We start from the raw sequence: 23,669 nt of genomic DNA on the forward strand, positions 1-23,669 counted from the left end.
AGCGGTGGTTCAGCCCGCATTGATGGTGACTGGTACATCGCTTTCGCGAGCAGGCTCGCTCCCACAAGGAAACTGGTGCATACCCGGCCTTGTACGATCACCCCTCCACCTGCCCCCACTGCTTGCCCAGGCGCTTATCCGAGATCGGCGCCTTGGTCCCCAGTTGCTGGGCGAACAGCGACACCCGGTATTCCTCCAGCCACCAGCGGTACAGCTCCAATTGCGGGTCGCGCTTGCCTTCCTGGGCGTGTTTGCTGGCGCGGGCCTGGTATTGGGCCCAGAGGTTCGACAGCTCGCCGCTCCAGACCCGATCTTTCTGCACCTGGCTACCGAGCTTCTCGAAGCGTTGTTCGATGGCCTTGAGGTAACGCGGCAGTTCCTTGAGCCACTGATGCGGGGTTTCGCGCACGAACCCCGCGTACACCAAGTGACTGAGCTGTTGCTTGATGTCGTTCAGTGCCACGGCCTGGGCCAGGTCGATCTTGCCCTTGAAGCGTTTTTGCAGGCCATGCCAGAGCTTGAGGATGTCCAGGGTCAGCTTCGCCAGGCGTTCGGCGTGCTCGGTCCAGCCGCCGCGCTTGCGCTCGGCCAGGGAGGCCAGCGCGGCGCCGTCACGGGGCAGGCTCGCTTCGCCTTCGAGCACACAACTGTCGAGGCTGGCCAGCAGGATGTCTTCCACCAGGCTGTCGATTCGGCCCAAGTCGCGGTACAGCAGGCCCAGTTCCGTCAGCCCCGGCAGCTTGCCGCGCAGGAACTTGGCCGACTCGGCCAATTGCTGCATCAGCAAGCGCTGCAAGGCGCGGCGATGCTGGAATTCGGCTTCGGCCGGCGTCGGAAAACGCCCTTCCTTGACCACGCCGCCCTCTTCCACCAGCGCCGGGTAAACCGTCATCGACAGCCCGGCGATCTTCTGTTGGGTTTTCTCGGCCACCAGCGCGAAGACCTTCGCCTCCACCGGTGCCTGGCTTTTCGCTGTTTGCGGTACGGCCAGGGCGGCCTGACTGGCTTCGGCAAAGCGTGCCGTCAACTCGGCCAGGTCGCGGCCCTCGCCGAGGAACTTGCCTTGGCCGTCGACGATTTCCAGGTTCATGCGCAGGTGGCTCTCCACCTGCTGGGCCGCTTCGGCCCAGGCTTCGTCACTGACTCGCGCCCCGGTCATGCGCAGCAGCTCACGGCCCAGGGACTGCGGCAACGAGTCCTCGGCGAAGGTGATGCGCTGCAGCGCCGCCTTGACGAAATCCGGCACCGGCACGAAATTCTTGCGCAAGGCCTTGGGCAGGTTGCGCACCAGGGCGATGCACTTGGCTTCGATCACCCCCGGCACCAGCCATTCCAGGCGTTCCGGCGGCAGCATCGGTAGCAGTGGCGCCGGCACTCGCAGTGTCACGCCGTCACGCCGGTGGTTGGGCTCGAAGTGATAGCTCAGCGGCAAGGTCAGGTCACCGACACGCAAGGTGTCGGGGTAATGCGCGGCGGTGACTTCGCTGGCTTCGCGGGCCAGCACGTCTTCTTCACGCATGATCAGCAGTTGCGGGTCTTTCTGGCTGTTGATCCGGTACCAGCTGTCGAATGTCGCGGTCTGGTGGATCTCGGCTGGCAAGCGCGCATCGTAGAAGGCGAACAGGGTTTCCTCGTCCGCCAGGATGTCGCGGCGACGGGCCTTGGCTTCCAGCTCGTCGAGCTGTTCCAGCAACCGGGTATTGGCGCTCAGGCACTTGGCCTTGGACTGGATCTCGCCGCGCACCAGCGCCTCGCGGATGAACAGTTCACGGGAGACCACCGGGTCCACCGGCCCGTAATGCACTGGCCGCCGGCCAACGACGATGAGCCCGAACAGGGTGATTTGCTCATAGGCCACCACTTGCCCGCGCTTCTTCTCCCAATGAGGTTCGAAGTGGTTTTTCTTGATCAGGTGCCCGGCCAGCGGTTCGATCCAGTCCGGTTCGATCTTGGCCACCATGCGCGCATACAGCTTGGTGGTTTCCACCAACTCGGCCGTCATCAGCCATTGCGGACGCTTCTTGCCCAGGCCCGACGACGGGTGGACCCAGAACCGCCGCTGGCGAGCGCCGAGGTAATCGCCGTCTTCGGTTTTCTGACCGATCTGGCTCAACAGGCCCGAGAGCACCGCCTTGTGCAGTTTCGGGAAGTCGGCCGGTTCTTTGTTGAGGCTCAACTGCATGTCGCGGCAGATGAGACTCAACTGGCGATGGGAATCACGCCACTCGCGCAGACGCAGGTAATTGAGGAAGTTCTTGCGGCACCAATTACGCAGCGGGCTGGCGGTCAGGGCCTGGCGCTGTTCTTCGAAACCGCGCCACAGGTTGACCAGCCCGGCGAAGTCCGAGTCTGCGTCCTTCCACTGGGCGTGGGCCTGGTCCGCCGCCTGTTGGCGCTCCGGCGGACGCTCGCGCGGGTCCTGGATCGACATGGCGCTGGCGACGATCAACACTTCCTGCAAGCTGCCCAGTTTTGCCGCTTCCAACAGCATGCGGCCCATGCGCGGGTCTACCGGTAGGCGCGCCAACTGGCGACCGAGCGGGGTCAACTGGCTGTTGCGGTCCACCGCCGACAATTCTTGCAGCAGGTTGAAACCGTCACTGATGGCCTTGCCATCCGGCGGTTCGATGAACGGGAAATCGGTGATCTCGCCGAGACGCAAGTGCAGCATCTGCAGGATCACCGCCGCGAGGTTAGTACGCAGGATCTCCGGGTCGGTGAATTCCGGCCGTCCAAGAAAGTCTTCTTCGCTGTACAGCCGCACGCAGATCCCCGGCTCGACCCGCCCGCAACGGCCCTTGCGCTGGTTGGCGCTGGCCTGGGAAATGGCTTCGATGGGCAGGCGCTGGACCTTGGCCCGATAGCTGTAGCGGCTGATGCGCGCGGTGCCGCTGTCGATCACGTAGCGGATGCCCGGCACGGTCAGCGAGGTTTCGGCGACGTTGGTCGCCAGCACCACGCGACGGCCCGGGTGGGACTGGAAAATCCGCTGCTGTTCGGCCGGCGACAGTCGCGCATACAGCGGCAGAATCTCGGTGTGTTTGAGTTGCGCCTTGCGCAGCATCTCCGCCGCGTCGCGAATCTCCCGCTCACCCGGCAGGAACACCAGCACGTCCCCAGGGCTGCGGCGCTCGCTGCGCTCGTAGGCGGCGATTTCGTCGAGGGTGGCGAGGATCGCCTGGTCCACGGTCAAGTCGTCTTCGACCCGGTTGCCCTCCTCGTCCTGCTCCAGGGTCAGCGGGCGATACCAGGTTTCTACCGCAAAGGTGCGGCCCGAGACTTCTACGATCGGCGCGTCATCGAAGTGCTTGGAAAAACGCTCCAGGTCGATGGTCGCCGAGGTGATGATGACTTTCAGGTCCGGGCGGCGTGGCAGCAGGGTCTTGAGGTAGCCAAGCAGGAAGTCGATGTTCAGGCTGCGTTCGTGGGCTTCGTCGACGATGATCGTATCGTAGCGCTCGAGGTAGCGGTCATTCTGGGTCTCGGCCAGCAGGATGCCGTCGGTCATCAGCTTGATCAGGGTGTTGGCATCGCTCTGGTCCTCGAACCGCACCTGATAGCCCACCAGCGCCCCCAAGGGCGTGGCCAGTTCCTCGGCCACCCGGCTCGCGACACTGCGCGCGGCGATCCGGCGTGGCTGGGTGTGGCCGATCAAGCCATGCTGGCCGCGACCGATTTCCAGACAGATCTTCGGCAACTGCGTGGTTTTTCCCGAGCCGGTTTCGCCAGCAATGATCAACACCTGGTGCTTGAGCAGCGCCTCCTTGATTTCGTCGCGCTTGGCGGCAATCGGCAAATTATCGTCGTAGCGGATCACCGGCAGGCTCGCCTTGCGCGCCAGCACCTGATCGCACGACGCCTGCATGCGTGTCACCCACTGGGCCAGCTTGGCCTCGTCGGGCTTCTTGCGCAGATCGAGCAACTGGCGCCGCAACCGGTGACGGTCGGCGAGCATGGCGTGGTCGAGGTTCTTCAGCAGCTTGTCGATAGCGGGGGCTTGATCAGTCATCAGGTACGCAAGGGTCGTCGGTTTGAGCAGGGCGCGATTGTCGCAGATTTGCGCACATGTGGGAGCAAGGCTTGCCCGCGATGAAGACGACGCGATCTCCCGGGGGACCGAAGCGTCCGCATCGCGAGCAAGCTTGGCTGCCCCTGGGTTATTTGTTGTTCGGGTCCTTGCGCCGATACGGGAACACGTCAATCACCTTCCCCGCCCGGATCGCGTCCTGCAGGCCTTTCCAGTAATCGGCGTTGTACAACTCGCCGTGCAACTGGTCGAACAGCTTGCGCTGACCCGCATCGGCAAACAGGAACGGGGGAAATTCTTCGGGGAACACGTCCAGCGGGCCGATGGAATACCAGGGCTCGGAGGCCATTTCGTCTTCTGGTGTACGGGGCTGGGGGATGTGGCGGAAGTTGGCCTCGGTCAGGAAGCAGATTTCATCGTAGTCGTAGAACACCACGCGGCCGTGGCGGGTCACGCCGAAGTTCTTGAGCAGCATGTCGCCGGGGAAGATATTGGCCGCCGCCAGCTGCTTGATGGCCAGGCCGTAATCTTCCAGCGCCTCGCGTACCTGGTCAGGGTTGGCGTTTTCCAGATAGAGGTTCAGTGGCGTCATCCGGCGCTCGGTCCAGCAGTGACGAATCAGCACCGTGTCGCCTTCCACCGACACCGTGGACGGCGCCACTTCCAGCAGTTCCTCCAGGCACGTCGGCTCGAACTTGCTCAGGGGAAAACGAAAATCGGCGAACTCCTGGGTATCAGCCATGCGTCCAACCCGGTCGACACTTTTCACCAGCCGGTACTTCTCGATCACCGTGGCCCGGTCGACGTTTTTCGACGGCGAGAAGCGGTCCTTGATGATCTTGAACACCGTGTTGAAGCCCGGCAGGGTGAACACGCTCATGACCATGCCGCGCACGCCCGGGGCCATGATGAACTGGTCGTCGGTGTTCGCCAGGTGGTTGATCAACGCTCGGTAGAACTCGGACTTGCCGTGCTTGTAGAAACCGATGGAGGTGTACAACTCGGCGATGTGCTTGCCTGGCAGAATACGCTTGAGAAAGCCGATGAATTCCGCCGGCACCGGCACGTCCACCATGAAGTAGGAGCGGGTGAACGAGAAGATGATCGACACCTGTGCCTCGTCGGTGATCAGCGCATCGATCTGGATACCCTGGCCCTCGCGGTGCAACAGTGGGATCACCAGCGGCCATTGGTCGTCGCGGGTGTAGATCCGGCCCACCAGGTAGGCGCCCTTGTTGCGATAGAGCACTGAAGAAAACAACTCTACCGTCAGCTCCGGGTCCTTGCAGACCCAGTCCGGCAGGTTTTCCCGCAACTGCGCTTCGAGGCGCTGCAGGTCACCCGGAAAATCGACGTAGTCCTCGCTGAAACGGTAATCGGCGAACACGCTCGCCAGCATCCGGTCCAACTGCCCTTGGGGTTTGTAGGTGCGGGTCTGGGCGGCACGGGCCCGGCGCAGACTGGGCCGGGTGGTGTGGATGAACATGGTGCCGTCGCTGATCAGGTCGTGGCTGAACAGCCCGCAAAAGATCGAGTTGTACCAGGTTTCCGACAGCTCATCGTCGAAGCGCAGGTCGATCAGGCTGATGTAGGCGCTCTTGACCAGCGGCCAGCAGCTCACGTCCATCAGTGTTGGGTCATCGAAGGCCTTGTGCAGTTTGGCGACGGTCTCGAAGACTTTTTCTTCATACAAATTGATGCGCGCCGCCGAAGCCGCTTGCGCCTCCAGCCACAGCGCCTGCTCGAACCGGGCGCGGGCGCCGTCGGTGATCTGCCGGAAATGCTCACGATAATCGTCGAAGCCGTCGAGGATCGAACGGGCGATTTCGATGGCGGGCCATGGCTGCGGCATAGGGTAAACCTCGGCGGTTCATGCTTGTTATTGGCGACTGAGCTTAGAGGCCAATCACGCGGCAACGCAACCATTGCCATCGCTATTCAGGGCGGCGACACTTGCCACCCAATCAAGGAAGGAATGACTCGTGAACCTCGTTGATATCCTGCGTTTACTGTCACTGGCCGCTATCTGGGGCGCCAGTTTCCTGTTCATGCGCATTATCGCCCCCGTCATTGGCACAATCCCCACTGCCTTTTTTCGCGTGTCCATTGCCTTCGTCGGACTGCTGGTGATCCTGGCCCTGATGCGCGTCGACTGGAATTTTCGCGGCAAGCTCAAAGTCGTGATGGGGCTGGGCCTCATCAACTCGGGCATTCCGGCAACCTTCTATTCGTTAGCGGCCCAGGTGCTGCCGGCCGGCTACTCGGCGATCTTCAACGCCACCACGCCGTTGATGGGGGTGTTGATCGGCGGCTTGTTCTTTAGCGAAAAACTCACCCCTGCCAAGGTCAGCGGCGTCTGCCTGGGGTTGTTCGGCGTCGGCATCCTGACCCGCGCCGGCCCGGTGGCGTTCGACCTGCAATTGCTGATGGGGGCCCTCGCCTGCCTGCTGGCTACGACCTGCTATGGCTTTGCCGGTTTCCTCACCCGTCGCTGGCTCGACCAACAAGGTGGCTTGGACAGCCGTCTCTCGACCCTGGGCAGCATGTTCGGCGCCACGGTGTTCTTGCTGCCGCTGTTTGGCTACAGCGTCATTAGCCAGCCACCGGCCAGTTGGGGGGGCTGGAGCGTCTGGTTGTCACTGCTGGGGCTGGGGCTGGTGTGTACCGCGCTGGCGTACATTCTTTATTTCCGCTTGCTCAGTTCCATCGGCCCGGTCAAATCCATGACCGTGACCTTCCTGATTCCGCCGTTCGGCGTGTTGTGGGGGGCGTTGCTGTTGGATGAGCCGTTGGGAATGGCGCATCTGTATGGTGGGGTGTTGATTGCGGCGGCGTTGTGGCTGGTGTTGAAGCCTGGGGTGGTGAAGCAGGCTGAAGCGTCTGCCCGGTAATCCATCGGCGCGGAGCAAGATGCCATCGCGGGCAAGCCTTGTTTCCACAGGTGATGTGTAGTCCTTGGAGCAAGGCTTGCCCGCGATGGCGGTTGTTCAGTCAGCGAGCAGCCAACGCTCAGCCACTTTTACGAAACACAAACACCAACCCCACGATGATCAGCACCATCCCCAGCAAGCTCAACAACGCCAACCGGTTGCCAAACACCAGGTAGTCCATGATCGCCGTCACCGCCGGCACCAGGTAGAACAGGCTGGTGACATTCACCAGGTTGCCGCGGGCGATCAGTCGGTACAGCAACAACGTCGCCAGCACCGACACCACCAGCCCCATCCACAACACCGGCACGAAGAACCCCGTGCTGTACTCGAAATGGAACGGCTGGAACGGCACGAACACCGCGCACAACACCAGCCCTGCCAGGTACTGCACCGGCAGCGTACCCAGGGGGTTGTCGGTAATGTGCTTCTGCATGATGGAACCGGCCGTCATGCTCACCAGTGCCAGCAACCCGCAGAGCATCCCGGCCAGGGACATGCCGGCCAGGCCGATGCCCTGATACACCACCATCACCAGCCCGACCAAACCCAGCGCCAGGCCGAACATCCGCGACCAGGAACGCTGCCGCTCCATGAGCACCACGGTCAGGATCGGTTGCACACCCATCAGCGTTGCCATGACCCCCGGCGTGACATTCATTTGCAGCGCCAGCAGATAAAAGATCTGGTAGGCGCCCAGCAGCACCATCCCGGTGGTCGCCGCGTACAACATCGGCTTGCCGGTCTTGGGCAGCTTGAATTTGAGCAACGGAATCAACAGCACCAGCGCCGACAGCGCGATGGCAAAACGGATCAGCAAAAAGGCGAAGGGGGAAGCGTGGGCCAGGCCCAGCTTGGAAAAGATCGCCCCGCTGCTCCACAGTAAAACGAACAGGCTCGTGGAAGCCGCCGCCAACAAGGCGTTTTTAGAAAGGAAAAACATGGATACCACCTGTAGTCAGGCAAAAAGCCAACTCAGCCGAGGCTGAAGTCCAGTAGTTTTTTCAGGCGGGCACAGGGGACGGCAACCGTTGCCGATCAGCCCTGAATGCCAACACCCGGCGGTGATACGAAGGCGTACACCGATGAGCTACGGACAGGTGGGGGGTATTGACCGATCTGCGCAGGCTGCTGACTCCCACACGGCACGACGCCAGCGTTGAACGCTGGAACCACGACCGCGATGACAGGGGATGCAGGCATGAGCCGATCTCTTGAAGGAGGAGGTTCGAGAACCCGAAGAACGCTGACTATAACCAGCGCTCGACGGACTACGCAATGTTTAAACGAACAACCAATAGCCAAGCGCCGTCAGCACCAGCACGGCCAACACGGGCCGCATCACCCGGTAGGCCTTGGGATGCTTGCGTTTGAATTGCTTGACCCGGCCACTGATGCCGTCGCTGAACGATTTGCTCCAGGCATAGGCCCGGTTGATGCCACCGACGTGTTCATCATCCAGGTTCTGTGGTGCGGTGGCACGGCCGAGGAATGCGCTGATGGTGCGGTTGAGACGGGCCATCAACCGGCTCTTCAAGGGCCGTTCGACATCACAGAACAGGATCACGCGGGTCTGCGGGGTTTCGTTCTTGACCCAGTGCACATAGGTTTCATCGAACATGACGTCTTCGCCGTCGCGCCAGGCATAGATTTGACCGTCGACGAAGATCCGGCAGTCGTCGGAATTGGGGGTGGACAGCCCCAAGTGATAACGCAACGAACCGGCGAACGGGTCTCGGTGGGGATTCAGATGACTGTCACCTGGCAGCAGGGCAAACATTGCGCCCCGGACATTGGGAATCTGGTTGACCAGCTCGACCGTCCTGGGGCACAGCTGCTCAGCCGACGGCAGCGGTTTGTCGTACCACTTGAGGTAAAAGCGCTTCCAGCCCTTCTTGAAGAACGAGCCGAAACCCGCGTCGTTGTTCTTCTCGGCAGCACGAATGTAGCCCTCGTCGAACAGGTGCATGGCCTCATCGCGGATGACTTGCCAGTTGTCCTTGAGCACATCCAGTTCAGGGAACTTACTGCGCTCCAGGTAAGGTCTCGAGGGCACACCGGAGAACAGGTACATCAAGGTGTTATAGGGGGCGAACAGCGCCGAGTGGTTGACGAACTGACGCAACACCGGCAAACGCGCCTTGCCACGCAAATGCACATAAAGCGTACTGCCCAAAAACAGCAGCAACACCGAGGCCTTGGCGGCAAACGAAACGGTCATTTTAAAACTCCTTGTCCAAAACACCTTATGCAACACCATCAGCCCCGCGCAGCGGCCGGCCATGTTATAGGTCATGACCTGGCCAGGGAACCGTCTGGCGCAACATTCACTGTTGAGGATTTCGCAATAATTTCCTTCTTACCATGCGTGACCTGAACGTTGGCTGACGCCCGTCAACGACTTTCTCGAATGCGCTTGAACAGCCTCTTGTGGCGACCGCTGAGCCGTGTAGGCGCTCTGTAGAGCTGCGTAGGAGCTGCGTAGGAGCTGTCGAGTGCAACGAGGCTGCGATCTTTCCAAAGACACTTGAATCTCAAGCGAAAGATCAAGATCAAGATCAAGATCAAGATCAAAAGATCGCAGGCTTCGCCAGCTCCTACAGGGCCCAGCGAGAGCTGGCGGCCTTTCCATGTTCCGCAGGCAGTTACTGCTGAATCTCCTGCTCGGTAAACAGATCACTGAACAACATGCTCGACAAGTACCGCTCGCCCGAATCCGGCAGGATCACCACGATGGTCTTGCCCTGCATCTCCGACTTTTCCGCCAGGCGCACGGCCACGGCCATCGCCGCGCCACAAGAGATCCCGCAGAGGATGCCCTCCTCCTGCATCAAGCGCAGGGCCATGGCCTTGGACTCGTCGTCAGAGACCCGCTCGACCAGGTCAACGATCGACAGGTCAAGGTTCTTCGGCACGAACCCGGCACCGATCCCCTGGATCTTGTGGGGGCTGGGTTTGATCTCCTGGCCCGACATTGCCTGGGTAATCACCGGCGAAACCTCGGGCTCGACCGCCACCGACAGGATCGGTTTGCCACAAGTGTTCTTGATGTACCGCGAGATCCCGGTGATGGTGCCACCGGTGCCCACGCCGGCCACCAGCACATCCACCGCGCCACCGGTGTCGTTCCAGATTTCCGGACCGGTGGTTTTTTCGTGGATCGCCGGGTTCGCCGGGTTATCGAACTGCTGCGGCATGAAGTATTTGGCTGGATCGCTGGCCATGATCTCGGCGGCTTTGTCGATGGCCCCTTTCATCCCCTTCGCCGGTTCGGTGAGCACCAGCTCCGCGCCCAGGGCCTTGAGCACCTTGCGTCGCTCGATGCTCATGGAGGCGGGCATGGTCAGCATCAGCTTGTAGCCACGGGCGGCGGCGACGAACGCCAGGCCAATCCCGGTGTTGCCCGAAGTCGGTTCGACGATGGTCATGCCCGGCTTGAGTTTGCCCGAGCTTTCAGCGTCCCAGATCATGTTCGCGCCGATCCGGCACTTGACCGAATACCCTGGGTTACGCCCCTCGATCTTGGCCAGGATGGTCACACCGCGCGGGGCAATGCGGTTGATCTGCACCAGCGGCGTATTACCGATGGAATGGGCGTTGTCAGCGAATATACGGCTCATGGCTGGGTCCTTGATGCAGCGGGAATGTAAGCCTTTAAAGGTATGCCTGTTGCCCATGGGCGTCCAGTTGCACCGAACGTTCCCGTTGTTGCGACAGTCAATGGCATTAGAAGGCGCTCCCTCAACAAACGCTGGAGACTGACTGACATGAAGCGTCGATACCGTTGGCCATTGTGGGTTCTCGCCGCCATCGCCGCAGTGCTGGTGGCCCTGCATTTCACCTTGCCTTATCTGGTACGCGACTACCTGAACGACAAACTGGCCGACATGGGCGATTATCGCGGCCAGATCACCGACGTGGACCTGGCGCTGTGGCGCGGTGCCTACCGGATCAACGGCCTGGAAATCGTCAAGGTCGATGGCAAGGTCCCGGTGCCGTTCGTCAGCGCGCCGCTGGTGGACCTGTCTGTGAGCTGGCATTCGCTTTGGTATGACCATGCGGTGGTCGCCGAGGTTGAATTCGACCGCCCGGAAGTGAACTTCGTCGACGGCGGCGCCGACCGCCAGAACTCCCAGACCGGCCGGGGCACCAACTGGCGCGAGCAACTGGAAAAACTGCTGCCCATCACCTTCAACGAAGTGCGCATCAGGGATGGCAAGGTCAGCTTTCGCAACTTCAACTCCAAGCCACCGGTCAACCTGCGGGCCACCGACGTCAACGCCAGCTTCTACAACCTGACCAACGTGGTCGACACTAAAGGCAAGCGCGACGCCCGTTTCGAGGGCAAGGCCCGGGTGGCCGAACATGCGCCGTTGGAAATGCAGGCCACCTTCGACCCGTTGAGCAACTTCGAGGATTTCGACTTCCGCCTGCGGGCCAGGAACATCGAGCTCAAGCGCCTGAACGATTTTGCCGCGGCTTATGGCAAATTCGATTTCAATGCCGGCCATGGCGATCTGGTGATCGAGGCCGAAGCCGATAACGCCAAGCTCAGCGGCTACATCAAGCCATTGCTGCACGATGTCGATGTGTTCGACTGGCAGCAGGACGTGGAAAACCAGAACAAGAACATTTTCCGCTCGGTCTGGGAAGCGCTGGTCGGCACAGGCGAAACGGCCCTCAAGAACCAGCGCAAGAACCAGTTCGCCACACGGGTGGAGCTCAGCGGCAATGTTCACCAGCAGGACATCAGCGCCTTCGAAGCCTTCCTGCAGATCCTGCGCAACGGTTTCATCCAGGCCTTCAATGCCCGTTATGAACAACCGCCGCCGTCGTCGGACTAGGGCTTGCGCGTGACGATGTAACGGCTGGGCGCTTCTGCCGCCGCTATTCCCGCTCCAGGCTGCAATGAGTCCCAGCCCAGGCATGCCACGACTCGCCTTTGACGAGGGCATCGCATGCAACAAAGGTATGTTGACGGAAGAGCTCAGGGCGTGAAGCGGCCCCAAAAGCCTGCGAGCGCTGCGCACTCGAGCGCGAGCAAGCTCCCTCGCCACAAGAGCGGCTGACCGCAATACTGGCAAGGCGCCGAGACTGGAGTCAGCATGTGACGCTCCATTCAGAGACTGAATACAGCGTCTGCGTTCACAGTCGGCGGGGCGCCGCGTTATAGTCGGGCACGATATATATTTCGCGCGCCCCGCCTCGCCGGGCCGGCGACACCGTTCGAGGAATTGCAGATGAAGTTCGAAGGCACCAGCGCCTACGTGGCCACCGATGACCTGAAACTGGCCGTGAACGCCGCCATCACGCTGGAGCGGCCATTGCTGGTCAAGGGCGAACCGGGCACCGGCAAGACCATGCTGGCCGAACAATTGGCCGAGTCCTTTGGCGCGCGCCTGATCACCTGGCACATCAAGTCCACCACCAAGGCCCACCAGGGCCTCTATGAGTACGACGCGGTCAGCCGCCTGCGGGACTCGCAGTTGGGCGTGGACAAGGTCCACGACGTGCGCAACTACCTGAAGAAAGGCAAGCTCTGGGAAGCGTTCGAGTCCGAGGAGCGGGTGATCCTGCTGATCGACGAAATCGACAAGGCCGACATCGAGTTCCCCAACGACCTGCTGCAGGAACTCGACAAGATGGAGTTCTATGTCTACGAGACCGATGAAACCATCAAGGCCAAGCAACGGCCGATCATCATCATTACCTCCAACAACGAAAAGGAACTGCCGGACGCGTTCCTGCGCCGCTGCTTCTTCCACTACATCGCCTTCCCCGACCGCGTCACCCTGCAGAAAATCGTCGACGTGCATTACCCAGACATCAAGAAAGACCTGGTCAGCGAAGCGCTGGACGTGTTCTTCGACGTGCGCAAGGTGCCGGGCCTGAAGAAAAAACCTTCCACCTCCGAACTGGTGGACTGGCTCAAGCTGCTGATGGCCGACAACATCGGCGAAGCGGTCCTGCGCGAACGTGATCCGACCAAGGCCATCCCGCCGCTGGCCGGCGCCCTGGTCAAGAACGAACAGGATGTGCAATTGCTCGAGCGCCTGGCGTTCATGAGCCGTCGCGGCACTCGCTGATCCTCTTCGTCCAACAAGAGCGAGGGCGATTGCCATGTTGCTTAACCTGTTCAATGAGATGCGCGCCGCCAAGGTGCCCGTGTCGGTACGCGAACTGCTGGACCTGATCAACGCGCTGAAACAGCGGGTGATCTTCGCCGACATGGACGAGTTCTATTACCTGTCGCGGGCGATCCTGGTGAAGGACGAACGGCATTTCGACAAGTTCGACCGGGCGTTCGCCGCCTACTTCAACGGCCTGGAGAAACTCGACGATCACCTCCAGGCGCTGATTCCCGAGGACTGGCTGCGCAAAGAGTTCGAGCGTTCGCTGACCGATGAAGAGCGGGCGCAGATCCAGTCCCTGGGTGGCCTGGACAAGCTGATCGAAGAGTTCAAGAAACGCCTGGAAGAACAGAAGGAACGCCATGCCGGCGGCAACAAGTGGATCGGCACCGGCGGCACCAGCCCGTTTGGCTCCGGCGGCTTCAACCCCGAAGGCATCCGCGTCGGCGACGCCGGCAAGCGCCAGGGCAAGGCCGTGAAGGTCTGGGACCAACGCGAGTACAAGAACCTCGACGACCAGGTGGAATTGGGCACCCGCAACATCAAGATCGCCCTGCGCCGCCTGCGCAAGTTCGCCCGCCAGGGGGCGGCCGAAGAACTGGACATCGACGGCACCATCGACCACACCGCCCGGGACGCCGGCCTTTTGAACATCCAGATGCGTCCGGAACGACGCAACACCGTCAAGTTGTTGCTGCTGTTCGACATCGGCGGCTCGATGGATGCCCACGTGAAGATCTGCGAAGAATTGTTCTCGGCCTGCAAGACCGAGTTCAAGCACCTGGAGTATTTCTACTTCCACAACTTCGTCTATGAATCAGTGTGGAAGAACAACCTGCGCCGTACTTCGGAGCGCACTTCGACCCAGGATTTGCTGCACAAGTACGGCGCCGACTACAAAGTGATCTTCATCGGTGACGCCGCCATGGCGCCCTATGAAATCACCCAGGCCGGCGGCAGCGTCGAACACTGGAACGAAGAAGCCGGTTATGTGTGGATGCAGCGCTTCATGGAGAAGTACAAAAAACTCATCTGGATCAACCCGTACCCCAAGGACACCTGGGGTTACACCGCCTCGACCAACATCGTGCGTGAGTTGGTGGAAGACCGGATGTATCCGCTGACCTTGCGGGGGTTGGAGGAAGGGATGCGGTTTCTTTCCAAGTAGGTTTTTTTGTTGTCTGACAGGACCTCTCCGCGTACAGGCTCGCTCCCATACTGGATCTCTGGCACATAGGGGATACTTGTGGGAGCGAGCCTGCTCGCGAAGCTTCTAGCGGTGATGAAAATACCGCAGGCACTCAACCTGCTGCCGATGCGCAACCGCCTGCACCACCGGCCGCAACCGCACCTGCGCCCCCGGCAAGCATTGCGCCAGCCGGGCCAGGGCCAACGGGGTCAAGGCGCCCAGGCGTGGATAACCACCGATGGTTTGCCGGTCGTTGAGCAACACAATCGGCTGGCCGTCCGGCGGCACCTGCACGGCACCAAGCGGAATACCTTCGGAAATCATCGCCGGCCCCTGATAGTCCAACGCCGTGCCCAGCAAGCGGATGCCCATGCGGTCGGCACGACTGTCCAGCGTCCACGGGGTGTTGAACGCATCGAACAGGCTCCGTCCACTGAACGCACCGTTCTGCGCACCCAGGATCAAGTCCAGCGGCTGCGCTTGTTGAAAGTCCGGAATCCGCGTGTGCGGCATGGGCCGAGCCATCGCCGAGCCTGAATAGCTTAGGTGCGCGCCACGACTCAGCGCCCGCCCTCGCCCATCCAGGCCACCGAGTTCCTCACGCACCACCGTCGCCCGGCTGCCCAGCACCGCAGGCGCATTGAAACCGCCGGGAGCTGCCAGGTAGGCCCGGGCACCGAGCACGGGCTGGGTGAGCGCCAGCACCTGGCCCTTGCGTAAGCTGAAGAAACGCCACGACGCCACCTCCTGGCCGTCTATCCGTGCGCCCAGGTCCGCACCGGCCAGCGCCAGCACGCAGTCCTCTTCGGCCACCACGGTGAAACCGCCGAGAGTAATCTCCACCGCCGCCGCCCCCAGGGCATTGCCGAGCATCCAGTTGGCCCAGGCCATCGACAACCAGTCTGCCGCGCCACCTTGGGTCACACCCAGATGCCTCACGCCGAAACGGCCAGCGTCCTGCAACAGGCACAGCGGGGTGCTGGCCTCGATCAACAACCGGCTCATGCCTGGGCCTCCAACGGTGTGTCGTCGCCACCCAGCGCGATGAATTGGGTATGGTCCACGGGGGCAAAACGCACCGTGTCCCCCGGCTGCATCAGGCTGTAGCCGTCGCGCTCGCGATCAAACAGCTTGGTCGGGGTGCGACCGATCAGGTTCCAGCCACCGGGCGATACCACCGGATACGCCGCGGTCTGGCGCTCGGCAATGCCGACGCTGCCCGCTGCCACGCGCTTGCGTGGCGTGTCGAGACGCGGTGCGGCCAGTTCCTCGTCCACCAACCCCATGAAGGCGAAGCCGGGAGCGAAGCCCAGGGCAAACACCTGGTACTCGCGCTCGCTGTGGCGGCGGATCACCTGGGCGACCGTCAGCCCGCTGCGGCCCGCCAGCAACTCCAGCTCCGGCCCGACGCGGAGGTCGTACCACACCGGCAGGACGTGGCATTGGCCGGCGGACCGGGCATCCGGTGAAAGGTTTTTCAACGCCTCGTCGATCAATTCACGAGCCTGCACCGGGTTCAGGGCGAGCAAATCGTAATGCACCATCAACGTGGTATAGGACGGCACCAGGTCAATCAGATGCTCGGCAAATACCGCTCGCAGGCGTTCGCTGGCGGCGAGCATCCAGGGCATGTTGGCCTCGGCGATCTCATCGAACAGGCGCACCATCAAACAGTCCACCGCCACCACTTCCAAACGTGGTCTCATGGCCCACTCTGCCGGTCCAGGGCTTCGCGGATGCGTTGCACGGCTGCCACGGAACTGGCGTTGTCGCCGTGAACGCACAAGGTGTTGGCCATAAGGAGCAAGGCACTGCCATCACTGGCGGCCAACGCATCGCCGCGGGCGATGGTCAGGGCCTGCCCGATAATGACCTCAGGGTCGTGGTGCACCGCGCCCGGCACTTGCCGCGAAACCAGGCGACCGGCACTGTCATAGGCGCGGTCGGCGAAGGCTTCGAACCACAGGGTCAGGCCGTACTCGTCACCCAAGGCCTGGGCGATGCTGTTGTCCCGGGTCGCCATGAGCATCAGCGGCAGTTGCCGATCATAGGCCGCGACGGCCTGGATCACCGCGCGCAATTGCGCCGGGTTGGCCATCATGTCGTTGTACATTGCGCCATGGGGTTTGACGTAGCTGACCCGCCCGCCCTGGGCCCGGCAGATGCCGTCGAGAGCGCCGATCTGGTAGTGCAGCAAGTCCTGCAATTCCTGGGCACCATAGGCCATGGAACGGCGGCCGAAGCCCGCCAGGTCCTGATAGGCCGGGTGCGCGCCGATTCGCACGCCGTGGCTCAAGGCCAGGCCAACCGTCTTGCGCATGATGCTCGGGTCGCCGGCATGAAAGCCGCAGGCGATGTTGGCGCAGTCGATGAAGGGCATCACCTCGGCGTCCAGACCCATGGTCCAGCTGCCGAAGCTTTCGCCAATGTCGCAGTTCAATAGCAGGCGGCTCACGGTGAACGCTCCTGTAGGTTCTTTCTTAGTTTAACTGTGGGACATGTGTCCGCAGGTTATCAGTTACTCAGCGTCCAACTGCTTGCCTTTGGTTTCCGGCAGGCTCAGGGCCGCCAGGATCACCACGCCATAGGACACGGCGGCGAACGCCCCAATGCCCACGCTCAGCGGCACTTTCTGGCTCAGCAGGCCAATCAACAGCGGGAACAATGCCGCCACCGCCCGGCCAATGTTGTAGCAAAAACCCTGCCCCGAACCACGGATGCGCGTAGGAAACAGTTCGGTGAGGAACGAGCCCATGCCGCTGAACATCCCCGAAGCGAAGAACCCCAAGGGAAAGCCCAGCCAGAGCATCACGTTATTGCTCACCGGCACCTGGGTGTACAGCAAGACGATGGTGAACGAGCCGACGGCGTACAGAACGAAGTTCTTCTTGCGCCCCAGGATATCTGACAGGTACGCGCTGATGACGTAACCCACATAGGAACCGACAATCACCATCGCCAGGTAGCCACCGGTGCTCAACACGCTCAAGCCACGCTCATTTTTCAGGAACGTTGGCAACCAGGAGGTGATGGCGTAGTAACCGCCCAAGGCACCGGTGGTCAGCAACGAGGCACGAATGGTGGTGAAGCGTATGCCGGGGGCGAAGATCTCGTAGAACTTCGCCGGATTGCTCGGTGTTTGCCGGGCCTTGGCCTGATTATAGACTTGCGGGTCCTTGACCAGGCGCCGGACGAATATCACGAATACCGCCGGGACAATGCCCAGGATAAACAAGGCGCGCCAGGCGTCTTCCCGCGGCAATACCGAGAACAGCAGCGCATACAGAATCGCCGTCATGCCCCAGCCCAGGGCCCAACCTGACTGCACCATGCCCACCGCCTTGCCGCGATCCTTGGCGCGGATCACCTCGCCCATCAACACCGCGCCGGCCGTCCACTCGCCGCCGAAGCCAAAGCCCATCAATGTGCGGGCGATCAACAGTTGTTCGTAGTTCTGGGCAAAACCGCACAGGAACGTGAAGAAGGCGAACCACAGCACCGTCAGTTGCAGGGTGCGCACCCGCCCGATGCGGTCCGAGAGAATACCCGCCACCCAGCCGCCAATGGCCGAAGCGATCAAGGTACTGGTGTGAATCAGGCCTGCCTGCCCGGTGGTAATGCCCCACATCGCGATCAGGGTCGGCACCACGAAACTGAGCATCTGCGTGTCCATGCCATCCAGGGCGTAGCCGATCTTGCAGCTCCAGAAGGTGCGACGTTCCTGCTGATTGATGTTGCGATACCAATCGAATGGGCCGGAACGGGCCCGGGGTTGGGGGACGCCGAGCGTGTCGGGTGCACTCATGGTGGTTCTCCGCAGTTTTATTGTTGTAAGTCTCGACGACGCTGACGTGGAGACCGATGCGCCGATTCTTGAGCGCGCGGCCGATCCCGTCCAACGAATAAAACCTTGGCTGGGTCATAAGAAAAACTTGATTGGATGAATACCCAGATGGCGAATCTGATCGCGGAGGCCGGCGGAACGGCTGGGGCGCGTTGTAGGAGCTGTCGAGTGCAACGAGGCTGCGATCTTCCCCCAAACACTTGAGTCTCAAGCGAAGGAGCAAAAGAGCAAAAGATCGTCCGAACGCGGCCCGAGCCTTCGCCAGCGCCTACAGAATCCAGCGGGAGCAAGCCCTCTCGCCACAAAAGCCCTGCGGTGTCAGAGCCCGCGCAAATCCCGCTCTTCAATCGGCCGGCCCTGGCGCAGGCGCTTGCCGCCCAGCACCACCCAGTCGATCAGGCGGAACAGGCATTCCAGGCCGAACGACAGCAACAACGCACCGCTGATGCCCCAGATCATGGCCTCGGGGGTCAACAGGATCTGGTAGCTGTAGCCGTTCCAGGTTTCCTTGCGGATGTCCGGATCGGCGGCCAGTGCCACTTGCAGCAAGCGGATGTACCACGGGCCTTGCATCGCCTGGAATTGCTTGTCCAGGGCCTGCTGGCGCACGAGCAAGGTGTTCAGGCTGTCGGCGTCGCTGCGAAAAATCGGGTCTTCGCTGGCGCGGTAATGGGCCACCAGGGCTTGCATGTCACCTTTGAAAAACTGGTTGGCGGTGCCCTGGAAACCTTGCAGGCCGGCCTGCGCCTCGATCAGGTGCGCCTCGACCCGCTTGGCGTAATCATTGATAAAACCCGGCACCTGGACCCCAACCAACAGGCCCACCGCGAACAACACCAGCCGTAGATAACTGAGCAACATAGCGTGACGTCCTTATTCGGTCCGGCCGTGGCTGACGCATTCGCCGCGTCGCCACAGGCTCCATTGGCCCGGTTCGTAGCGGGTCCAGGTTTCGTTTTCGGTCAAGGGCTCGGTGGCGATCAGCGTGACCACGTCGTTGGGCGTGGTTTCAGCCTGGAAATCGACAATCACATCCACATCCTTGAGCCGCGCCGGGCCGAACGGCGCGCGACGGGTGATCTGAGCCAGTTTGGTCGAGCAATAGCAGAACAGCCAGTCGCCATCGCTGAGCAAACAGTTGAACACGCCTTTACTGCGGTATTCAGCGCAGGCCTCGATCAACGCCGGTAACAGCTGTTCCGCCTCCACCGGTTCAGGGAAGGCCTGGCGCACGCGGTTGAGCAAATCGCAGAAGGCCGCTTCGCTGTCGGTATCGCCCACCGGACGGTAGAAGCTCACGCCCGGCTGGAATTCGGCGAGCTGGCCGTTGTGGGCAAAACACCAGTTGCGGCCCCACAACTCACGCACGAATGGGTGGGTGTTGGACAGGCAGACCTTGCCGACATTCGCTTGGCGAATGTGCCCGATCACCACTTCGCTCTTGATCGGATAGCGTTGCACCAGGTTCGCCACTTCCGATTCGCTGCTGGCGGCCGGGTCCTGGAACAGGCGCAGGCCACGGCCCTCATAGAAGGCGATGCCCCAACCGTCCCGATGCGGCCCGGTCTTGCCGCCGCGCTGCATCAGCCCAGTGAAGCTGAACACGATGTCGGTCGGCACATTGGCGCTCATGCCCAATAACTCACACATGCTCGAACTCTCGTTTCAAAGGGCAGGCCCGGTTACAGGCGTGGGTCGATACGCGAACGCTGGGGGTTGCTTGGCACGGGCGGGCGACCGTAACGGTCATCACCGGCCACGCCAAACGGTGGCTCGTCCTCCGGCTCATCGGCCGCGGCGGCGGCTTTTGCGGCGGCGGCCCGCTCCTTGCGAGCGTTGGCGGCCCGCTCGATGGGGAAGCGAATCAGCACCAAAATGAAGTAGAGGCCGAAGGCGATCATGCCGTACATGAGCAGATCGGAAGCCGCCCGCCAGACGTTGTTGCCAACTTTGAACAGCACGTCCAGGGCAGCAATGGCCAGGGCTGGGGCGACCTTGTCCTTCACCGGATCAACGATGGTAGGGCAAAACAGCAACACCGCCATCAGCAACCGCAGCGGTTCGCGCAACCAGCGCCACATCCAGCGGGTCAAGCGCATCCACACCAGCAGGCAGCCCAAGGCGGCGAAGGCGTAGAGGCCCCAGGCAATCAGATAGTCATTCTCGGTCATGGTGTCCATGGCAAGGCAGGCAAAGAGGCGCTTATAGTAACGGCTTTTCGCTCGTCAGGCTGCCCCGGCGTCTGGCGAATGGCCTGCGTGGTTGGTTCTGTCCAGGCCATGCGTCCCTTTTCGTACAACGTTCGAGAGCCTTTCATGTCCCTATCTGCCCACGTTTCCAACGCCCCGATTGCCCGCAGGGACGCCGGTGTTGACCCATACGCCTGGCTGCAGGAACGCGACACCGACGCCGTGCTCGACTACCTCAAGGCGGAAAACAGCTACCAGGAGGCGCAACTCGCCGAGCAGGCCGAACTGCGCGAAACCCTGTTCCAGGAGATCAAGGGCCGGATCCTCGAGACCGACCTGTCGCTGCCCTCACCCTGGGGCCCGTACCTGTACTACACCCGCACCACGGCCGGTGACGAATACCCGCGCCACTACCGCTGCCCGCGTCCGGCCGATGACAGCCTGAGCGTGGATGAAAGCCGTGAACAGCTGTTACTGGACCCAAACGCTCTGGCCGGCGGTGGCTTCTTTTCCCTGGGCGCCTTCAGCATCAGCCCCGACCACCAGCGCCTGGCTTACAGCCTGGATACCACAGGCGACGAGATCTACACCCTGTTCGTGAAGGAATTGTCCAACGACAAGGTCAGCGAACTGTCCTTCGCCGATTGCGACGGCAGCATGACCTGGGCCAATGACAGCCTGACGCTGTTTTATGGCGAGCTGGACGACACCCATCGCCCCCACAAGCTCTGGCGCTATCGCCTGGACGGCACTGCCGCCGAAGAAGTGTTCCATGAGCCGGACGGGCGTTTCTTCCTACATTGCTATCGTTCGAGCTCGGAAAAGCAGCTGATCCTGTCCCTGGGCAGCAAGACCACCAGTGAAGTCTGGGTGCTGGACGCTGCGCAACCGCAGCGCCCCTTTACCTGCCTGGCGCCCCGTGTGGAAAACCATGAATACGACGTCGACCACGGCCTGCTCGATGGCCAATGGACCTGGTTGATCCGCAGCAACCGCGACGGGATCAACTTCGCCCTGTACCAGGCCGCCGACACGGGCGTAGCGCCGACCGAGGCCGACTGGCAGAACCTGATCCCCCACAGTGACACGGTGATGATCGACGGCCTGACCCTGAACGCAGGGGCCATGACCTTGAGCCTGCGTGAGGGCGGCTTGCCAATCATCGAGGTTCACCCACAGGGCTTGCCGGCGTATCGGGTGCAACTGCCGGATGCAGCCTACAGCCTGCATGTGCAGAACAGCCTGGAGTTCGTCAGCGATCGCATTCGCCTGCGCTACGAGGCCCTGAACCGTCCGGCGCAGATCCGCCAGTTGGACCTGGCCAGCGGCGCACAGGTCGTGCTCAAGCAAACACCGGTCCTGGGCCCGTTCGACGCCGATGCCTACGTCAGCCAGCGGCTCTGGGCGACGGCGCCGGACGGCACCCAGGTGCCCATCAGCCTGGTGGTCAAGCGCGAAGCCCTCGGCCAGCCGGTACCGCTGTACCTGTACGGCTACGGTGCCTATGGTGAAAGCCTCGACCCGTGGTTTTCCCATTCGCGGCTGAGCCTGCTTGACCGCGGCGTAGCGTTTGCCATCGCCCATGTGCGCGGCGGCGGCGAGCTGGGGGAAGCCTGGTATCGCGCCGGCAAGCAGGAACACAAGCACAACACGTTCAGCGATTTCATCGCCTGCGCCGAACATTTGATCAGCAAGGGTTTCACCACCGCCGAGCAACTGGCAATCAGCGGCGGCAGCGCCGGTGGCCTGCTGATCGGCGCGGTGCTCAATCAACGCCCAGAGCTGTTCAAGGTTGCGATTGCCGAGGTGCCGTTCGTCGACGTGCTCAACACTATGCTCGACCCGGACTTGCCGCTGACCGTCACCGAATACGACGAATGGGGCAATCCAGAGGTACCGGACGTTTATGATCGGATCCGAGCCTACGCCCCGTACGAAAACGTCAGCGCCCAGGCCTACCCGGCGCTGCTGGTGATCGCCGGTTACAACGACAGCCGTGTGCAGTACTGGGAAGCGGCCAAATGGGTGGCGAAATTGCGGGCCACTAAGACCGACGACACCCCCCTGCTGCTCAAGACCGAACTGGGCGCCGGTCACGGTGGTATGAGTGGGCGCTACCAGGGATTACGTGACGTAGCGCTCGAATATGCATTTGTCTTGAAGATTTTGAGGGTGGTCTGAGGAACTCTGTGGGATGACCGGGTCTTAGCTCCATGCGCCGGGCCCAGATAAACCCCAGTCCAATGTAGGAGCAAGGCTTTGTGGGAGCAAGGCTTGCCCGCGATACAGGCAACTTAGTTCTGTCTGTCAGATCAAGCTGATGCCATCGCGGACAAGCCTTGCTCCCACAACCGTCTGTCCCAGAGATCTGCTTACACCCGGGCCAAACTGAACCTGCAACAAACACAAGAAAAAGACCGTGCCAACATGTCAGAACCGACCTTACTGAACAAAGAAATTCGCGACTGGTTGATGGACTGCGGTCTGTTTGACCAGTTGCTGCCCGTCGACTTCGCCGCGGCGTCGGGTTATTTCAGCATCAGCGCCATCGCCGAGGGCGAAGCGATTTTCCGCGAGGGCGATGCCGGCAGTTTCATGTGCATCATCCACACCGGCCAGGTGGCCGTGCAGAAAACCGGCCCCGACGGCCAACCCGTGACCATCGCCACGCTGCGCAGTGGCCGGGCATTCGGCGAAATGGCCGTGCTCGACGGCGAGCGACGCTCGGCCAGTTGCATCGCCGCCAGCGATTGCCAGTTGCTGAACCTGGGCAAGGACTCCCTGGAAAAAATGCTCAACGACGCCCCCAAGATCGCCGCCAAGATCATCCGCGCCCTCGCCGTCTCCCTGTCCAAGCGCCTGCGCATGGCCGATGGGCAGTTGTTGTCGCAGCAGGTCTGACCCCCTCTGTCAGTTGAAACACAGAACCTGTGGGAGCAAGCCTGTGGGAGCAAAGCCCGAACCACAGGTTTTACCATTCAGTTGTTTCATCGAATGACTTCCGGTCTCCCCCCCCGGCGACTTGGCCTTCACCGGTTTCGGCGCCATGCCCGGTATCGGCTGGTCCTTGGGTGGATTGGGCATTTCGATGGGGGGCAGCAAGGGTGGCCCGCCGCTTCCGGGGCCAGCCTTGGGCACACCGTTGGGTGTGACCGGCGGATAGGGCATGGGAGTGGCGGTGCCTGGCGACCCGGGGATGCTAGGTGGGTTGACTGGAATCGTCGGTTGTTGAGCCTGCGCGCAACTTATTGAGAGCGCCGCCAGGGCAATGGCCGTTAGAATGACGCACTTCATCAATGGCTCCGTGGCTATTGTCTGCTTTAAGGCTAGTCGTTACCGCGCGGTTTGCCCTCCTACGA

Annotated in this window: 19 protein-coding genes and 1 pseudogene; 6 read left to right on the forward strand and 14 right to left on the reverse strand. The window is 61.8% G+C overall.

All coding sequences use genetic code 11. The features are described from left to right. Positions 1–97 precede the first annotated feature (97 nt). Complete coding sequence (gene hrpA / locus AACY42_RS23580; protein ID WP_339482675.1) at positions 98–4,009, reverse strand: ATP-dependent RNA helicase HrpA; 3,912 nt, start codon at positions 4,007–4,009, stop codon at positions 98–100. 148 nt (positions 4,010–4,157) lie between these two features. Next, positions 4,158–5,879 (reverse strand): bifunctional isocitrate dehydrogenase kinase/phosphatase, encoded by a 1,722-nt coding sequence (aceK, locus tag AACY42_RS23585; protein WP_339482677.1) that lies wholly within the window; start codon positions 5,877–5,879, stop codon positions 4,158–4,160. A gap of 130 nt (positions 5,880–6,009) precedes the next feature. Between aceK and AACY42_RS23590 the strand changes: the two genes are divergently transcribed. Further along, a complete protein-coding gene (locus AACY42_RS23590) occupies positions 6,010–6,918 on the forward strand; it encodes a DMT family transporter (RefSeq protein ID WP_339482678.1) in 909 nt (302 codons plus the stop codon). Positions 6,919–7,036: 118 nt separating this feature from the next. On the opposite strand, the gene AACY42_RS23595 is transcribed toward AACY42_RS23590, so the two are convergent. The 4 genes from AACY42_RS23595 to cysK all read right to left on the reverse strand — a co-directional run bounded on the left by AACY42_RS23595 (position 7,037) and on the right by cysK (position 10,577). Continuing rightward, positions 7,037–7,900 carry a DMT family transporter gene (locus AACY42_RS23595; RefSeq protein ID WP_339482680.1) on the reverse strand — a complete coding sequence of 288 codons (864 nt, stop codon included), beginning with the start codon at positions 7,898–7,900 and terminating at the stop codon, positions 7,037–7,039. 95 nt (positions 7,901–7,995) lie between these two features. Then, on the reverse strand, positions 7,996–8,160 hold the full coding sequence (locus AACY42_RS23600; RefSeq protein ID WP_339482681.1) for a hypothetical protein: 165 nt from the start codon (positions 8,158–8,160) through the stop codon (positions 7,996–7,998). A 79-nt stretch (positions 8,161–8,239) separates the two neighbouring features. Beyond that, on the reverse strand, positions 8,240–9,178 hold the full coding sequence (locus tag AACY42_RS23605; RefSeq protein ID WP_339482682.1) for an aspartyl/asparaginyl beta-hydroxylase domain-containing protein: 939 nt from the start codon (positions 9,176–9,178) through the stop codon (positions 8,240–8,242). A 424-nt stretch (positions 9,179–9,602) separates the two neighbouring features. Continuing rightward, positions 9,603–10,577 (reverse strand): cysteine synthase A, encoded by a 975-nt coding sequence (gene cysK / locus AACY42_RS23610; protein WP_339482683.1) that lies wholly within the window; start codon positions 10,575–10,577, stop codon positions 9,603–9,605. 147 nt (positions 10,578–10,724) lie between these two features. On the opposite strand from cysK, the gene AACY42_RS23615 reads away from it, so the two are divergent. The 3 genes from AACY42_RS23615 (at position 10,725) to AACY42_RS23625 (ending at position 14,256) form a co-directional block, all read left to right on the forward strand. Further along, complete coding sequence (locus AACY42_RS23615; protein ID WP_339482684.1) at positions 10,725–11,801, forward strand: DUF748 domain-containing protein; 1,077 nt, start codon at positions 10,725–10,727, stop codon at positions 11,799–11,801. A 396-nt stretch (positions 11,802–12,197) separates the two neighbouring features. Continuing rightward, positions 12,198–13,043, forward strand: coding sequence for an AAA family ATPase (locus AACY42_RS23620; protein WP_003184225.1), 846 nt, complete (start codon positions 12,198–12,200; stop codon positions 13,041–13,043). 34 nt (positions 13,044–13,077) lie between these two features. Next, entirely contained in the window at positions 13,078–14,256 is a 1,179-nt protein-coding gene (locus AACY42_RS23625) for a vWA domain-containing protein (RefSeq protein ID WP_003198888.1), read from the forward strand. A gap of 105 nt (positions 14,257–14,361) precedes the next feature. Here the strand turns inward: AACY42_RS23625 and AACY42_RS23630 are convergent, their stop codons facing one another. The 7 genes from AACY42_RS23630 to AACY42_RS23660 form a co-directional block, all read right to left on the reverse strand. Then, a complete protein-coding gene (locus tag AACY42_RS23630; protein ID WP_339482687.1) occupies positions 14,362–15,282 on the reverse strand; it encodes a 5-oxoprolinase subunit C family protein in 921 nt (306 codons plus the stop codon). Then, positions 15,279–15,983: a 5-oxoprolinase subunit PxpB gene (gene pxpB / locus AACY42_RS23635; RefSeq protein WP_339482688.1), complete on the reverse strand. Its 705-nt coding sequence runs from the start codon at positions 15,981–15,983 to the stop codon at positions 15,279–15,281. Before pxpB ends, AACY42_RS23630 begins: the two co-directional genes overlap by 4 nt. Beyond that, the gene (locus AACY42_RS23640) at positions 15,980–16,732 is read right to left on the reverse strand and encodes a 5-oxoprolinase subunit PxpA (RefSeq protein WP_339482690.1); all 753 of its coding nucleotides are present in this window, start codon (positions 16,730–16,732) and stop codon (positions 15,980–15,982) included. Before AACY42_RS23640 ends, pxpB begins: the two co-directional genes overlap by 4 nt. A gap of 63 nt (positions 16,733–16,795) precedes the next feature. Beyond that, complete coding sequence (locus tag AACY42_RS23645; protein WP_339482691.1) at positions 16,796–18,082, reverse strand: MFS transporter; 1,287 nt, start codon at positions 18,080–18,082, stop codon at positions 16,796–16,798. Between the two features lie 357 nt (positions 18,083–18,439). Next, entirely contained in the window at positions 18,440–18,982 is a 543-nt protein-coding gene (locus tag AACY42_RS23650; RefSeq protein ID WP_339482693.1) for a DUF2937 family protein, read from the reverse strand. A gap of 12 nt (positions 18,983–18,994) precedes the next feature. Then, positions 18,995–19,771, reverse strand: coding sequence for a class II glutamine amidotransferase (locus AACY42_RS23655; RefSeq protein WP_339482694.1), 777 nt, complete (start codon positions 19,769–19,771; stop codon positions 18,995–18,997). A 32-nt stretch (positions 19,772–19,803) separates the two neighbouring features. Then, the gene (locus tag AACY42_RS23660; protein WP_339482695.1) at positions 19,804–20,301 is read right to left on the reverse strand and encodes an MFS transporter; all 498 of its coding nucleotides are present in this window, start codon (positions 20,299–20,301) and stop codon (positions 19,804–19,806) included. 135 nt (positions 20,302–20,436) lie between these two features. On the opposite strand from AACY42_RS23660, the gene AACY42_RS23665 reads away from it, so the two are divergent. Both AACY42_RS23665 and AACY42_RS23670 read left to right on the forward strand, forming a co-directional pair. Further along, positions 20,437–22,491 (forward strand): S9 family peptidase, encoded by a 2,055-nt coding sequence (locus AACY42_RS23665; RefSeq protein WP_339482697.1) that lies wholly within the window; start codon positions 20,437–20,439, stop codon positions 22,489–22,491. Between the two features lie 246 nt (positions 22,492–22,737). Continuing rightward, positions 22,738–23,211 carry a cyclic nucleotide-binding domain-containing protein gene (locus AACY42_RS23670; RefSeq protein WP_014337065.1) on the forward strand — a complete coding sequence of 158 codons (474 nt, stop codon included), beginning with the start codon at positions 22,738–22,740 and terminating at the stop codon, positions 23,209–23,211. Positions 23,212–23,319: 108 nt separating this feature from the next. Here AACY42_RS23670 and AACY42_RS23675 read toward each other — a convergent pair. Further along, positions 23,320–23,604, reverse strand: a pseudogene (locus tag AACY42_RS23675) (hypothetical protein); the annotation flags it as partial. Positions 23,605–23,669 lie beyond the last annotated feature (65 nt).

Source organism: Pseudomonas sp. RL_5y_Pfl2_73 (assembly GCF_963970515.1).
Classification (GTDB): domain Bacteria; phylum Pseudomonadota; class Gammaproteobacteria; order Pseudomonadales; family Pseudomonadaceae; genus Aquipseudomonas.